This window comes from Nostoc sp. C110, assembly GCF_043099725.1.
Taxonomy (GTDB): domain Bacteria; phylum Cyanobacteriota; class Cyanobacteriia; order Cyanobacteriales; family Nostocaceae; genus Nostoc; species Nostoc muscorum_A.
Window position 1 is genome coordinate 4,146,730 of sequence record NZ_CP171148.1, and the last position, 15,945, is coordinate 4,162,674.

A 15,945-nucleotide genomic window follows, 5' to 3' on the forward strand; every position below is an offset into this window, starting at 1 on the left:
TTCCCAATGCCCAATTCCCAATTCCCAATTCCCTACTCCCCGCGCTGCATGAGAGAAAAAATTGACGCTTTAACACAAAATCTGGCTCTTACCATTGTTGGCAAAGCTGAAGCAATACGCTTAGTGCTAGTAGCCTTGCTAGGTGGTGGTCATGCCCTGCTAGAAGATGTTCCTGGTGTTGGTAAAACCCTACTCGCTAAATCTCTAGCTCGTTCACTGGATGGTAAGTTTCAACGCCTACAATGTACCCCCGATTTACTGCCAACTGATATTACTGGCACTAACATCTGGAACCCAAAAAGCGGCGAATTTACTTTTCTTCCTGGGCCTGTCTTTACCAATATTCTCTTAGCTGACGAAATTAACCGCGCTACACCCCGCACTCAGTCAGCTTTGCTAGAAGTTATGGAAGAACATCAGGTAACAGTTGATGGTGTCTCTCGTCCAGTTCCTCAGCCCTTCTTTGTCATTGCTACTCAAAACCCGATCGAGTATCAAGGTACTTTTCCCCTGCCGGAAGCGCAAATGGATCGGTTCATGTTGTCGCTAAGTTTGGGCTATCCTTCGGAGGCAGAAGAACTCCTGATGCTGCAAAATCTCCAAAATGGTGTGAAGGTTGCTGATTTGCAGCCTTGTATTACCTTGGCAGAAGTACAGGAATTGCGTTACATCTGCTCTCAAGTAAAAGTAACAACTTCCTTGCAACAGTACATCCTCGAATTGGTACGGGCAACACGCCAAGATGAGGAAATTGCTCTTGGTGTCAGTCCGCGTGGCACATTAGCATTACAACGGGCTGCCCAAGCGCTTGCTTTTCTATTAGGGCGTGATTATGCCATTCCCGATGATGTGAAGTTTCTCGTCCCTCACGTTCTTTGCCATCGCCTTATTCCTAGAGGAGGGCGGAATGCAAGAACTGTTGTTGAGCGATTATTGCGATCGGTTTCTATTCCTTAAGGTAAAAAAGGTAAATAAGGGTTGTTTCCCAATCTTGGTCTAATTGCTTTCTCTTGAAATACTACTAACAAAATCTGAAATCCAATGCAACCCTGTATTAAAGGAAGGGATAGACTTAAATTCCCTTCTCTTGCTTGGATTTCAAATGTTAGGATATCTTACAAAATAAGATAGAAAACAAATTAGTGAGTTATGAAACAGGATTGATGCAGAAACTACAAGTATTTTGCTATTGACGATTTATTCCAGGTCGGATCGAGAAGATATTAGTGCAAATTAAATCTAAGATATTTTGGCTGATTTTTTTATTGAGTAAGGTTAAAACTACCAAGATATTTTTCGTTACACAGTCAGGGGTGTGCCACTGTGATTAATTTTAAGAGATGTATAAACGCAGAGCTGCTTGCCATTACTAAAACTACTTACACAAAATTTGAAACACTACCAATACTGCGTAAGTCCTATGATTAGCACAAGCGCCACTTTTAAATATTTGGGAATGTGAGGAATGTCAATTTTTGTTAAGCGCAAAACTCGCGATGGCGATCGCCAAGGGTTACAGCAAAGTGCCGAACGTGAATTCAAACGCCAATTTTTCGGTTTACTTCTGGTAATTGTAACGTGGAGCCTAGCTATGGGATGGCTTCTAGCCTTGGCAACTAACGCTCACAGCGTTACTCCCCCCATCGAAATTGGCACTGTTGACGTAGTACCTGCACAGTACCAACTTGGGCAAGAGCTGTATTTGGAAAACTGCTCCACCTGCCACATTGCCTTACCACCAGCCGTTTTACCCACCCAAACTTGGAAAAATCTCCTGCAAGACTCGCAGCACTACGGCGCACAACTACAGCCTTTAGTCGATCCGCCGCGCATTTTGGTGTGGAAATATCTTTCAACTTTCTCGCGTGTGCAGCGAGACGACGAAGAAACACCCTATCGCCTCAGTAACTCGCGTTATTTCAAAGCTTTACATCCAGGAGTTAAGTTACCACGTCCCGTCCAGGTTGGCAGCTGTGTCAGCTGTCATCCCAGCGCTAGCGACTTCAATTTCCGCCACCTGACAGCAGAATGGAAGTGAGGAGTAGAGACGCGATTAATTGCGTCTCTACAGGAGTTAGCCCGGATTTCTCACAATACTGTAGGCAGAGGAGTGTGGGGAGTGTGCGGGGTCAGATTTCTTCCCCATCCTCCCACACCTCCCACACTTCCCCCACTCCCTCTCTGGCCCCATCTGGGGGCAAAATGATACTATGAAGAAAGACTAAATATAAGATAAGAGTTAAAACCAATCAGTTTACTAAATGATTGGCTAGTTTTTCTCCTGTTTTTGAGGTAATTCTCATTTGACACCCATCCACAACCAAGACGGTTGGTTTGGGTTAAATGTTTATAATCAATGCCGAACCTTTAATCCCCATCCCCCTTGATTCAGTTCTATAATCTGCCATGCTAAAACTTTTGTTGGGCGACCCCAACGCTCGTAAGCTTAAAAAATACCAACCTTCTGTTACTGAAATTAACCTTTTAGAGGAAGAAATTAAGGTTCTTTCCGATGAGGAACTAAAAGGTAAAACTGTCGAATTTAAACAACGACTCGCCAAAGGTGAAGCCCTGGATGACCTTTTACCAGAAGCTTACGCCGTTGTTCGGGAAGCAGGACGGCGAGTGTTAGGCTTGCGGCACTTTGATGTCCAACTCCTTGGCGGTATCATTTTGCACGTAGGGCAAATTGCCGAAATGAAAACTGGTGAGGGTAAAACGCTCGTAGCAACCTTACCAAGTTATTTAAATGCCCTGACTGGTAAAGGTGTACACGTCATCACCGTAAACGATTACCTGGCTCGTCGGGATGCTGAATGGATGGGACAGGTGCATCGGTTCTTGGGGTTGAGTGTGGGGCTAATCCAGTCAAGCATGACTCCCAGTGAACGCCAGAAAAACTACGATTGCGATATCACTTATGTCACCAACAGCGAAGTCGGCTTTGACTACCTGCGGGATAACATGGCGACATCAATGGCAGATGTGGTGCAACGTCCGTTCAATTATTGCGTAATTGACGAGGTAGACTCGATTTTAATTGATGAGGCGCGGACACCTCTGATTATTTCTGGGCAGGTGGAAAGACCTACAGAAAAGTATCTGCAAGCTGCTGAAATAGCATTCACACTCAAAAAAGACGAGCATTATGATGTAGACGAAAAAGCTCGTAACGTGCTATTGACAGATGAAGGCTTTGCAGAAGCCGAAAATCTTTTGGGAGTCACAGATTTATTTGACCCAGAAGATCCTTGGGCACACTTCGTTTTCAATGCGATTAAAGCTAAAGAACTTTTCCTCAAGGATGTAAATTACATCGTCCGCAATGGGGAAGTAGTAATTGTAGATGAATTTACCGGTCGGGTATTACCTGGACGGCGTTGGAGTGATGGTCTACACCAGGCTATTGAAGCTAAAGAACACGAAGAGATTCAGCCAGAAACTCAAACTCTAGCGACAATTACTTATCAAAATCTTTTCTTGCTGTATCCAAAACTCGGTGGAATGACCGGAACAGCAAAAACGGAAGAACCAGAATTTGAAAAAATTTACAAACTGGAAGTTGCGGTAATTCCTACCAACCGTGACAGAAGACGCGAAGACTTGTCTGATATGGTCTTTAAGACAGAACCAGGCAAGTGGGGTGCGATCGCCAAAGAATGTGCGGAAATGCACGAACTCGGCAGACCTGTGTTAGTGGGAACCACTAGTGTAGAAAAATCCGAGCTTCTCAGCCGATTGCTGAAGCAGCTAGAGATTCCCCACGAATTACTCAACGCCAGACCAGAGAATGTCGAGCGTGAAGCGGAAATCGTCGCCCAAGCTGGACGCAAAGGTGCTGTTACTATCGCTACTAACATGGCTGGTAGAGGTACAGACATCATTTTGGGTGGTAACTCCGAATATATGGCACGTCTGAAGCTGCGGGAATACTTCATGCCCCGCATCGTCATGCCAGAAGATGAAGATAGCTTTGGCGTTCAAAGACCAGCCGGATTACCTACAGGACATGGCGGTGGTCAAGGCTTTGTCCCTGGCAAAAAAGTCAAAACTTGGCGGGCTTCACCAGAAATCTTCCCTACCCAATTGACAAAAGAAACAGAGAAACTACTCAAAGATGCAGTAGAAATTGCAGTACGAGAGTATGGCGATCGCAGTTTACCGGAACTGGAAGCTGAAGACAAGGTGGCTGTGGCTGCCGAAAAAGCTCCCATCGACGACCCTGTGATTCTGAAATTGCGGGAAGCTTATAACCGCGTTAAGCAGGAATACGAACAATTTACTACCCGCGAACATGATGAGGTAGTGGGAATCGGTGGTTTGCACGTAATTGGTACAGAACGCCACGAATCGCGGCGGATTGACAACCAGTTGCGCGGACGTGCAGGTAGACAAGGCGACCCTGGAACCACGAGATTTTTCCTCAGCTTAGAGGATAACCTACTGCGGATTTTTGGTGGCGATCGCGTTGCTGGGTTAATGAATGCTTTCCAAGTGGAAGAAGATATGCCCATCGAATCTGGGATGCTTACCCGCAGTTTGGAAGGCGCACAGAAAAAAGTCGAAACCTACTACTACGACATCCGTAAGCAGGTATTTGAGTATGACGAGGTGATGAACAATCAACGTCGTGCTATTTACGCTGAACGCCGCCGGGTGTTAGAAGGTCAAGATTTGAAAGAACAGGTCATCAAGTACGCTGAAAAAACGATGGATGACATCGTTGACTACTACATCAACATAGACTTACCCTCGGAAGAGTGGGAGTTAGAAAAGTTGGTTGAGAAAGTCAAAGAATTCGTCTATCTGCTAGCAGACTTGCAACCAAATCAATTAGAAGATATGACAGTCGGCGAGATTAAAGCCTTCCTCCATGAACAGGTGCGAATTGCTTACGATCTCAAAGAAGCGCAAATTGACCAAGTTCAACCCGGACTGATGCGTCAAGCGGAACGTTTCTTTATCTTGCAACGCATTGATACCCTGTGGCGGGAACACCTGCAACAAATGGATGCCTTGCGCGAATCGGTGGGATTACGTGGTTACGGTCAAAAAGATCCACTGATTGAGTATAAGAGCGAGGGTTACGAACTCTTCTTGGATATGATGGTCAACATCCGCCGAGATGTGGTGTACTCGTTGTTCATGTTCCAACCGCAGCCGCAGCAGATGATGCAGGCATCATCAGAGATGGTGTAAGTAGAGAGTATCTCATGCAGAGACGCAGAGGCGCAGAGGCGTTTTTGCGTCTTTGTATTTTAAGGCATCTCTCAAAAATATTTTGTTTTCAGGAGTTTGCTGAAATGGGTAAGCTGATACTACCAAATCTTCAGGGTAAGCAAATGGGGCAAGTAATAGTTACCCTCACTGTCACGAATCGAATTGATCAAGTTTTAGCTCAAAGAGGTTTCATTTCTTCGGGGGAAGTTCGCTCTTATACTCTGGATAATGTTTTAGTTGATACGGGTGCGACTTTGCTTTGTTTACCTGCTAGCATTATTAGTCAACTAGGTTTAGTCCAAGGTGGAGAAGCCCAGGTAGAGACTGCTGCTGGAGTGCAGCAGGGGCGAATTTTTCGAGATGTAGAACTAAGTATTGGAGAACGTCAAGGAACCTTTGATTGTCTGGAACTCACAGAAGTACCATATCCCCTTTTGGGTGTAACGCCAATGGAAGTTTTAGGGTTAGAACCAGACCTTAAAAATCGGAAGTTGCGGATTTTACCGATGAATTCTGAGCAAACTTATTTGAGTGTATTGTAAGCGATCGCTCTACATTAAATCTTAAAAAGATTGGATAATTTTAGTAGTGCGATCATTTATCTTTGCTCAATGCACTTCAGGCAAACCTAATAAATTAAAATTTGTGAAAAAATGTGCTGTATTTCATCTTATAAGACTGTAGACTCAATGGTTTAACTCCTCACTTCACTAGACGATAGATTTAAGTATTAGCTATGATATGAGGCGTTATTTGTTCCCAGCAAACCAATCTTTTAATTACTACTAGGCGCATTTATCCAAAAAATAATATGGTTAATCGACGATACTATTCTACACGTACAGGTAAAAATCCAGATGCGGTTCGCTTTGATTTGCCAATGCTTTGTCGTTTATTTCGAGATATATATTTGGAGTTTAGATCCAACGATTATTTTCAAGAGGCTTTCGGTTATGAATGCGTAGATGAGGGAGAAGTAGCAGGTAAATTAGGAGGTGATATTGAAGCTCAAATGTTTAGAAGTTTGCGAAAGCCTAACTTATGGCAGATCCAAGATAAGTGCTTAAATTATAGTGAAGACGATTTCTTCGATGTAATCGAATTATTACATGATTGGATATCCAAGCCTATTGATGGTTCCCATCACAGTTATGCTAATTGTGGTTGGCACTATCATACATTTGATAAAAAAGTTGGTCAGAAAGAATTTAGGGATAAAATAAATGATATTCTTTGCGACTATAAAGATGGTTATGAACTCTCTGAAAAGGGTGAAATTTTAGAAAGAGCAGAAGAAGGACTAGATTTACTTTTTGAAGCAAATTTACCTACATGTGATCCAGAAAATATTGAAAAAAAAGTGGAAGAAGCTATTCTCAAATTTCGGAGATATCGTTCATCTCTTAATGACAGGCGTGATGCTATAAGGGACTTAGTAGATGTATTAGAGTTCCTTAGAGTCAAAATTAAGAAGGTAATTACTTCTAACGATGAGAGCGATTTGTTCAATATTGCTAATAACTTTGGTATCCGTCATCATAATGAAAAACAGAAAACAGGTTTTGATCAAGCTATTTGGTACAGTTGGATGTTTTATTACTATCTAGCAACCATTCATGCTTGTTTGAGATTGATAGAGAAAGCCGAAGCCAAAAATCTTTGACCAAGTTACTTGAGAATGTAATAGCGGAGCATAAGCCGCGTTGCGTCTACGCAAAGATGATATAACTTCCTGAAGCTGAACAAGATGTGATCGCTTATACTTGGCGTAGTTTTGGGATTGTCTGTGGTGCGATCGCAAAGTAAAATACTTTAGCTGAATTGTTAAACTGTAGAGCTACAGCTAACCCTAAACCCAACTAGAATAAGTTTAAGATGCTGGACAGAAGAGCAAAATGGATACATCTAATGAAAAAGCTCTTATTTATCTGTAGCCAGAATAAATTGCGAAGCCCCACTGCCGAGGCTGTGTTTTCTGAATATGAAGGATTTGAAACAGACTCGGCAGGTTTAGATCGCCATGCTGAAGTACCATTATCAACTGAGGCTATTCGATGGGCTGATATGATATTTGTGATGGAAAAACCTCATAAAAGCAAGCTATCAAAAAATTTTCAGCCTTTTCTTAAAGATAAAAAAATTATCTGTTTAGATATACCAGATGAATATGAGTATATGGAACCAGCTTTAATTGAGTTGTTAAAACAGAAAGTTCTACCAATATTAAAAATTAAAAAATGAATATTCAAGAAGCTTTTAATGCTGCCGCAGGAGATTACGATAGCTTACGTCGGATTCTAATTCCCTGTTTTGATGATTTTTACAAAACAGCTGTTGAAATCATCCCAAGCGATGTCTACGACGGGCTACGCCTACGCACCACACCGATAAAGGTTCTAGATTTGGGTGCTGGTACTGGACTTTACTCAGGTATGGTGCAATCTGTTTTCCCAAATGCAGAGTTTACCTTACTAGACTTAGCCCCTGAGATGTTAGAGAAAGCTAAGTTGAGATTTAGCAAAATGGGTAAATCTCCCAACATCTTAATTGGTGACTACATTGAGACTGATTTGGGTGATTCCTACGACCTGATAATTTCTGCCCTATCTATTCATCATCTTTCTGATTTTGACAAAGAACTTCTTTATCAACGGATTTATGATGTCCTCAATCCTGGAGGGATATTTGTCAACGCTGACCAAGTTCTCGGCAAAACCCCTGATTTAGAAGAACTTTATCGTCAACACTGGTTAGATTCTGTCCGTGCTAAGGGTATCTCAAAAGAGGATCTTAAAGCTGCACAAAAACGCATGGAATACGATCGCATGGCAACCCTTGAGATTCAACTTCACTGGCTAGAAGCAGCCGGGTTTCAAAATGTGGATTGCTGGTACAAAAATTTTAGCTTTGCGGTTTTTGGTGGTTATCGACCGACTATTTAACTGCTATTTTTATAATCAAGATTCCATGCAGAATTGATTATTTAGCAGAACAGTAGCTATTAATTTCCTTGACTATTGAACTTTCTTCATTACTACTTTTTTTCAGAGATACCAAAAAACCCTTTGCTGCGGGTAAGTTCTTTTTATCTATAGCTCCTGCTGCATTATTCAATTCCTTGCTGATGTTCTGATAGAGTGTGATAAAGCGCCCTTGAAAACCTTGTAACTTTTCATCTTTAATTTCGAGGGTTTTCATCTCTTGGGCAAGTGGATCTATCTTACCAGCTAGTTCAGTTAAAGCTTTAGAACCTTTTGCCGGATTGGGATTTTTACCAAATTCCTGACCTAGAGTAGATGCTTGATTAGCAACCTTGATGACTTTGTTACATTGGGCAACTTTACTTTCTCCACACCCTGCAAATAATAATGCGATCGCAGTAGTGACTGAAAACATAAAACTTTGTTTAAATACGCGTTGCATAAATCCTATTATCTCCAACTATGTTTTGGGAAAGTTGGGCAGCAGAAATAGATGGCCAGCGAAAATAGTTTTTTCTAAAAATAATCTTGATTTCTGTTGCCCTGTTACTTTATACTTCATTTTTTCGACAACGTGTATGTAATTACACTTAAGTAGCAAAATTTAACATTCTCTAGTCGAGTTGCAGTTTATTCACCCAATTTGGGAATTAACTTCAATGTCGCAGCAGTGTTATCTGTGACATTCTTTTGTTGCGATAACATCTGGTGATATTCAATATTGCGCCAAGAGTCAACCATATCGTTGTAGTGGGTATGGAAAGCATGGCCTGATTGTCCGGGTGTATGAATTGCAACTGATTTATCTAAATTTCCTAAATCTACAATCATCCGCAGGGAAGGAATATCTGTCACCTCAAAGGATTTATTTGCTCTCCATCGGTTAGCATTCACTGTTTCGCCGTTACCAGCCGTCGCAAATGCACCACGATTAAATAAACCTTCAATCGGTGCAACCCCAGATTTACCCAAGGTGGCATTACGGAAAGTAACAGTATGTAGTTTGCCCCAATTCCAGTTTTTCGGGTCTTTGCTTTGAATCCGTTCTAGTTCATCCACGGCTTCTGTAAAGGATTGCCGCAAGATTTCGTCTCGGTTCTCAACTTTTGGGGTGTTGCGATTATCCCACCAAGAACTATTGGGCTGTTTTACTAAATTTGCTACCACAGCATACCAGCGATCGCCCCCATTGGGAAAGTATCTCTCAGGTAACTGATCGTGAAACGTGTCTCTTAGCAAGTGTTTCCAGAATACTTCAAACAAGGCAGCAGCCGATGATGTCATTCCCAACTGTAAATTCCAATCTTTTAGAAGTTTTTGGGCTGCTTGCAAACGAGGAGTATCAACAGTGATAGATTGCAGTAGCGGTACTAATATTTGTGCATTGAGATTGCGATCGTCGCCCTGTATTTGCTGCACATCTTCTAGGGAAATCGGTTCGGTTTTTTGTGAAATCATCTCAACGATGCGCTGTGCCCGATAGCCATAAACCCAATCTGCGGTAATTAAGTAAGGATATTTACGCATCGCTAAATTATTGGCAGTAGCAATATAGCCTTGAGACGGATTGAAACTTTTGGGTAACTTCTCAAAGTCAATATAGCCTTGCCACTCATATTCATCTGTCCAACCAGGAACGGGATAACGTCCATTTCCCTTGGCTCGGATGGGGAATTTACCAGGCATTTGGTAGCCAATATTGCCATCAACGTCAGCGTAGACTAAATTTTGAGCCGGGACATCATAATTACTAGCAGCAGTGCGGAATTCTTGCCAGTTTTGGGCGCGATTGATTTGGGGAATAGCATACCCTAATTTCGAAGGTTCTAGGGCTGTCCAGCGCAAGGCCATAGCGTAGTTTTGAGGTATTTCTAACAGCTGACTTGGCTGGAACTCCTTCAGATTGGGTGAAACATCAGAGAGAATCGGCCCATGTCGGGTATAGCGCACCGTTTGCACAAGCGGCTGACTCCCCGCAACTTGAATCGTTTCTTGCACGAGTTTCATATCAACCCATTTGCCATTTACCTCATACTGATTGGGATTTTTGGGATTGATTTTCTCGATGTATAAATCCATCACATCAGATAGTACATTAGTTACACCCCAGGCAATGCGATCGCTATGACCGATAATTACCCCAATCATTCCCGCAAAAGAAAAGCCAGTAACGTTGTAGGGACATTCTGCACTTTTAGATATACAGTGCAAACCAACCTCGTACCATATAGAGGGTATTTGTACACCTAAGTGGGGGTCATTTGCCAAAATTGGCTTACCTGTATCTGTAAGCTCACCGGATATCACCCAGTTATTGGAACCAATGCCTATCCCCGTAGGCCCTATGAGTTGTTCCAAAGCCATCATCGGCTTGGTAATTGACTCTATTACCTCCTCAATACCAAAAGCGGTGAATTGTGTCTCGTCAGAATTTTCATCCTCTACTGTTTTCCCTTTTTGGAACTCAGGTAAAATCGCTGGCAAGTCTTGAGGATAAGGTGGATAAAGTTCCTCTACTTGAGTGGGAGTAAGGGTTTTAAGTAGTATGGCACGTTCAACTTCACTTTGGAAATTTGTACCCAAATCGTAAGCCATCACTTTCCCCCAAGTCAGAGAATGCAATATTTGCCAAGGTTCTGGCTTATACCCAGGATTGAGGAATTTTAGCACAGTGTATTCTAGACTCAGGGCGTTACCTTGATGCTCTTTCAGATAAGCATTGACACCATCTGAGTATGCTTCCAGGTATGCCTTCATCTCTGCATTAATTTCCTGAATTTCTTGCTGCGCCACCCTCGCCCAACCCATTGTCCGCAGATATCTATCAGTGTCAACCTGAGAGGAACCAAACATTTCTGAGAGCCGCCCAGAACCGATGTGTCGCCAAAAATCCATTTGCCAAAAACGGTCTTGGGCGTGAATATAACCTTGCGCCATAAATAAATCGTGAGAGTTGGCAGCATAAATGTGGGGAATTCCCCATTTATCGCGCTGGACGGTTACTTCAGCTTTGAGTTCAGGTAGTTGAATTGTGCCACTCTCTTGCGGAAATGATTGGCGTACAGTGTAGGTGGCGAATCCCACTAACAATAGCCCCAGCACTAACAGCACAATTAAAGTTCTTTTGAGAATCCGAGGAAACCAACGTTTCCTGAAGTTTTTTATTTGGGCTTGCAGTGGCATTGTTTAGTGAAATCACGCGATATTACAACGTTGATATTACAGTAGAGCGAGCAATATTAATTTCATGCCCACAAAATTCTAGGGAAACTCCTCTAAACAAGTTAGCTAGTTGAAAAAGAGGCAAGGGAGCAGAGGGGAAAGGGCATGAAGAAGAGACAAGGAAAGATGTGGGAGACGGAGAGACTTGTTCGGTAAAATTCCCCCTTGTCCCCTTGTCCCCCTGCTCCCCTCGCCCCCTGCCTCTTCCTCGACAAGTCTATTGGTCAAAAAGCTTACTTCAAAGTCCCCAAAACGGGCGCTACCTCAACCTCTGAAATTTGCGGAACCAATAAACCCTTAGCATAAATCTGAGGATTTGTTTGCGAGACTATGGCATAAGACTGGCGAAGATTAGCATTGACTGCCACAGTTTTCACGTCGTACATTTGCATCGCCATCTTGGGATAGAAACCAATACCAATAATCATCAGCAGAAAACAGGCAGCAATAAACACCTCACGGGGCCTAGCATCCTCGTAGACTGCATCTTCTGGCACGAGGCAGTCTGTACCAAAACAAACTGTTCCCTCATCTTCTTGATTTTCCAAGCCTGCATTATTAATGTCGCAGATGAGTGCTGCACCGTCACCATAAAATACCTCTCGCAGCATGGAGAGTAAATAAATAGGTGTGAGGATAACTCCAACTGCGGCTAGAAAAACTGTGACTGTGCAGAAAGTTGAACTGTAAACGTCACTGCTTGTCATGCCAACAAATACCGATAGTTCGCCAGCAAAACCGCTCATACCGGGAAGTGCTAGAGATGCCATCGCGCTGATTGTAAATAGGGCAAAGACTTTGGGCATGGCTTGACCAATACCGCCCATATCTTTCATTACCATTGTGTGGGTGCGATCGTAAGTAACTCCAGCTAAGAAGAACAGCACTGATGCAATTAAACCATGCGAAATCATCTGCAACATCGCACCGTTGATTCCCAAATCAGTGAACGACGCAATCCCAAGCAGCACAAACCCCATGTGAGAAATCGACGAATAAGCCAAACGCCGCTTCATATTCGTCTGAGCAAAGGAGTTTAATGCACCATAGATAATGTTGACAACACCTAGAATGGCTAGAACTGGCGCAAAGTAAATGTGTGCATCAGGGAGTAGCTCAAGATTCAGGCGAATTAGTCCATATCCACCCATTTTTAGCAATACACCAGCCAAAATCATCGACACAGGAGAAGATGCTTCGCCGTGGGCATCAGGCAACCAGGTGTGCATCGGGAAAACAGCAAGCTTGACACCAAATGCAATCAATAACCCTGCATAAAGTAGCAGTTGTAGACCAAGGGGATATTCTTTACTTGCGAGGGCAGTTATATCAAATGTCATATCACCGCCGCCGTATAACCCCATTGCCAAGGCTGCGACCAAAATAAATATAGAAGCAGCTGCGGTATATAACAAAAATTTCGTAGCCGCATAACGCCGTCTTTGTCCACCCCAAATGCAGACTAGTAGGTAGACGGGAATCAGCTCTACTTCCCACATAATGAAAAATAGCAGCAAGTCTTTGGCAACGAACACCCCTACTTGTGCAGAATACAGCACCAGCATCAAAAAATAGAAGAGGCGAGGACGGTGATCAACTTGCCAAGCCGAAAACATCGAGAGTGTGGTGACAAATCCTGCTAGCAGCACAAGTGGTACTGATAGTCCATCGACTGATACCGCCCAGTTCAGACCCAACTGAGGCATCCAGGCATAACTTTCTACCAATTGAAAACTAGCACTGCTGGCATCGTAATGTTTCCAAAAGGCGTAACACATCAAGGCAAAGTCTGCAATACCTACACCCAGTGCATACCACCGCACGAGCTTGCCATCTTTATCGGGCAGCGCAGGGATGAGCAAGGAAGCAACGAGTGGCAGCAAGACAATCGCGGTAAGCCAGGGAAATTGATCCGCTATCATGTATATGAGAAAAAATACTTATTTGGGATGATGTCATTGTACTAAACTTTGTAACAATTTCTTCATAAGTATTTATCCCAGTTAACCATAAATATTTGTCCCAGTTAACCGCTTTGACTCAAAGACAATTGACTTGAAAATGGCGACTGGGGCACTGGGGAAGAAAGATGTTTTACTTGCTCACGGTACTAATCCAGCTCGCAAAGCACGCACGGCAGCCTGTGTCCGGTCAGCAACACAAAGTTTATTGAGAATACCTCGAACATGAGTTTTTACAGTACCGACTGTTAAATATAGCCTTTTAGCAATTTCTGCATTGTCACACCCAGCGACAATCAACTCTAAAACATCCATTTCCCGGTGAGTTAAAGGATAGCTGACTATACTTTTCTCAGTATCTGGGTCAATACCTTCAATCAAAACTCTTTTTCCAGATGCGCCTTTGCTACCATCGGGAAAATCTTGACGTATTTGTTGTAGTACAAGGTCTGCGATCGCAGGATCAATCCATGAGCTACCTGAGTATGTCGTTTGCACAGCCTCAACTAGTTTCTCAGTTTCGATATCTTTCATGCAATAAGAATCTGCACCTGCTGCAAAAGCGGCTAAAACTGCCTGTTCGCTATTCTGCATCGTTAAAATTAGCAGCTTTGTGGTGTAATCTTCATTCTCTGCTTGATATTGCCTAAATGTGCGTGTTAGCTCAATACCATCCATATCAGGCAAACCGATGTCAATAGTGGCAACATCCGGCTTGAGAGTTTTCAGAAGCTTGATGCCGTCGGCTGCATTGGCTGCTTCACCAACAATGTTAAACTCTGGCTGGGTTTGTAAGGCAGACCGCAAGCCGATTCTTGTAAGGTTGTGATCTTCGATCACGAGGATCTTGATTTCACTCATAGTTGCTTAATTTTACTGTTATCTATCTAGAGTACAGATTAAAATAATCTCGTTCTTCTATTCGGTATCTTATACAAAAAGCAATGCTTTTGGTATTTTTCCTGAACTTCATCTACCATTAGACATAAATAACTTTATCTTGGAAGTTTTTCTTAGGCAAGAGTTTCCATGCGGCAATATAATTCAATTAAAAAATATTTTTATACATTCACCAGATGATAGATGTTTTATGTTGGACAATTTTTCACTGAAAATCCGCTAGCAATAAAGAGCCGATAACTATTAAAGAATTGCCCTTGCAGTGGCTATGATAAGGTAAATACAATAGATTAAGCGACCTTAACCTAAGATCCAGACACAAATATTGTTTGGAAAAGTAAACGAATAATCTACTCGGTAGAAAATAATACCATTAAACTAATTAATGCTAAACTTGCTTTGTTTAGCAGTATTTTTACCTAGGAAACAAGATACTCAATTCGGGAAACTTTAAAGGAAAATGTGAATCCTTAATAATCTCAGCGCTGGTAAAGTAAGCTATTACTAGATTTGCTAGCGATAGCCAAGCACTTCTTTTTTTTATTCAGCCATGTCTTTAACTAAAAGTGTCAAAAAAGATAAAATTCTCGCTGTCGATGATGTTTTTGACAATCTACTGGTCTTAGAAGCAGTCCTAGAAGATGAGGGCTATGAAATTAGCTTGGTGGAAGATAGCAAAATTGCTCTGGCTATGGTTGAGGAGTCACCACCAGACATCATTCTCTTAGATGTGATGATGCCAGAGATAGATGGCTATGAATTTACTCGACGCATTCGACAGAATCCGGCGTTGCCATTTATCCCTATTCTGCTGCTAACGGCTCACTATGAGTCTAGCGTTGTGGAAGGACTCGATGCTGGTGCAGATGACTTTATTCGTAAACCATTCGATCCTGATGAACTACATGCACGAGTGCGATCGCTCTTGCGCCTCAAGCATAGCATCGACGAACGAGATCAGATGGCTAACCTGCGGGCAGATTTTGTCTCGCGTTTTACTCACGATTTACGTATACCGCTAGTAGCCTCCAACCGCGTCTTAAAATTATTGCTGGAAGGCAGGTTTTGCGAAGTTTCGCCACAATTGCAAGAAATCATTGATACCATGATCGGCAGTAATCAAGACCTGCTGGAAATGGTAAATACCTTGCTAGAAGTTTATCGTCATGAAGCGGGCTGTAAAACCTTAAAAATTGCTCCCTGCAATATAGAAGAACTAGTTAGTGAAGTTACCCAAGAATTAACTCCCTTAGCTGAAGAAAAAGGATTAGTTGTAAATATAGAGCGAGATGAAACTGCAAGCACCGTCATGGGCGATCGCTTAGAACTGCGGCGAGTTTTAACAAATATTATCGGCAATGCTATCAAATTTACAGACAAAGGTTCTGTAGATATTCATTGCCATCTCACTCCAGAAGATGTGACTATTGATATCCAAGATACGGGGCCGGGAATTTCTAAACAAGACCAGGCAATATTATTTGAGCGATTTCGCCAAGGTAAACACCAGCGCTCTGGTAGCGGTTTGGGACTATATCTATCTCGCTGTATTATCGAAGCACATCAAGGCACAATTGATGTAACATCTGAGCCAGGGCAAGGTAGTACATTTACTATTCGTCTACCTGTAGCAGCCGACAATTAAAAGTGAGGAAATTTTA

General features: G+C 42.5%; 12 protein-coding genes. 8 read left to right on the top strand and 4 right to left on the bottom strand.

The window, feature by feature from the left end; genetic code table 11:
* Positions 1 to 48: 48 nt before the first annotated feature.
* From ACFFRD_RS23190 to ACFFRD_RS23220, 7 genes are all read left to right on the top strand, one after another.
* Positions 49 to 957, top strand: coding sequence for a MoxR family ATPase (locus ACFFRD_RS23190; protein ID WP_114084777.1), 909 nt, complete (start codon positions 49 to 51; stop codon positions 955 to 957).
* 508 nt (positions 958 to 1,465) lie between these two features.
* Positions 1,466 to 2,038: a cytochrome C gene (locus ACFFRD_RS23195; protein ID WP_392477700.1), complete on the top strand. Its 573-nt coding sequence runs from the start codon at positions 1,466 to 1,468 to the stop codon at positions 2,036 to 2,038.
* 368 nt (positions 2,039 to 2,406) lie between these two features.
* Positions 2,407 to 5,199 (top strand): preprotein translocase subunit SecA, encoded by a 2,793-nt coding sequence (gene secA, locus ACFFRD_RS23200; protein ID WP_190935297.1) that lies wholly within the window; start codon positions 2,407 to 2,409, stop codon positions 5,197 to 5,199.
* Between the two features lie 104 nt (positions 5,200 to 5,303).
* On the top strand, positions 5,304 to 5,762 hold the full coding sequence (locus tag ACFFRD_RS23205; protein ID WP_392483151.1) for an aspartyl protease family protein: 459 nt from the start codon (positions 5,304 to 5,306) through the stop codon (positions 5,760 to 5,762).
* A 269-nt stretch (positions 5,763 to 6,031) separates the two neighbouring features.
* Entirely contained in the window at positions 6,032 to 6,883 is an 852-nt protein-coding gene (locus ACFFRD_RS23210) for a hypothetical protein (RefSeq protein ID WP_392477703.1), read from the top strand.
* Positions 6,884 to 7,128: 245 nt separating this feature from the next.
* Positions 7,129 to 7,461 carry a low molecular weight protein tyrosine phosphatase family protein gene (locus ACFFRD_RS23215; protein ID WP_392477704.1) on the top strand — a complete coding sequence of 111 codons (333 nt, stop codon included), beginning with the start codon at positions 7,129 to 7,131 and terminating at the stop codon, positions 7,459 to 7,461.
* Positions 7,458 to 8,162: a class I SAM-dependent methyltransferase gene (locus ACFFRD_RS23220; RefSeq protein ID WP_392477706.1), complete on the top strand. Its 705-nt coding sequence runs from the start codon at positions 7,458 to 7,460 to the stop codon at positions 8,160 to 8,162. The genes ACFFRD_RS23215 and ACFFRD_RS23220 overlap by 4 nt, the downstream gene beginning before the upstream one ends.
* A gap of 37 nt (positions 8,163 to 8,199) precedes the next feature.
* On the opposite strand, the gene ACFFRD_RS23225 is transcribed toward ACFFRD_RS23220, so the two are convergent.
* The 4 genes from ACFFRD_RS23225 to ACFFRD_RS23240 form a co-directional block, all read right to left on the bottom strand.
* Positions 8,200 to 8,643, bottom strand: a complete 444-nt coding sequence (locus ACFFRD_RS23225) for a hypothetical protein (protein ID WP_392477708.1) — start codon at positions 8,641 to 8,643, stop codon at positions 8,200 to 8,202.
* 188 nt (positions 8,644 to 8,831) lie between these two features.
* Entirely contained in the window at positions 8,832 to 11,384 is a 2,553-nt protein-coding gene (locus ACFFRD_RS23230) for a penicillin acylase family protein (RefSeq protein ID WP_392477710.1), read from the bottom strand.
* Between the two features lie 272 nt (positions 11,385 to 11,656).
* Positions 11,657 to 13,345, bottom strand: a complete 1,689-nt coding sequence (locus tag ACFFRD_RS23235; RefSeq protein ID WP_392477712.1) for an NAD(P)H-quinone oxidoreductase subunit 4 — start codon at positions 13,343 to 13,345, stop codon at positions 11,657 to 11,659.
* A 180-nt stretch (positions 13,346 to 13,525) separates the two neighbouring features.
* Positions 13,526 to 14,245: a response regulator transcription factor gene (locus tag ACFFRD_RS23240; RefSeq protein WP_335041356.1), complete on the bottom strand. Its 720-nt coding sequence runs from the start codon at positions 14,243 to 14,245 to the stop codon at positions 13,526 to 13,528.
* A gap of 589 nt (positions 14,246 to 14,834) precedes the next feature.
* Between ACFFRD_RS23240 and ACFFRD_RS23245 the strand changes: the two genes are divergently transcribed.
* Complete coding sequence (locus ACFFRD_RS23245) at positions 14,835 to 15,929, top strand: ATP-binding protein (protein WP_392477714.1); 1,095 nt, start codon at positions 14,835 to 14,837, stop codon at positions 15,927 to 15,929.
* The last annotated feature ends 16 nt before the right edge of the window (positions 15,930 to 15,945 follow it).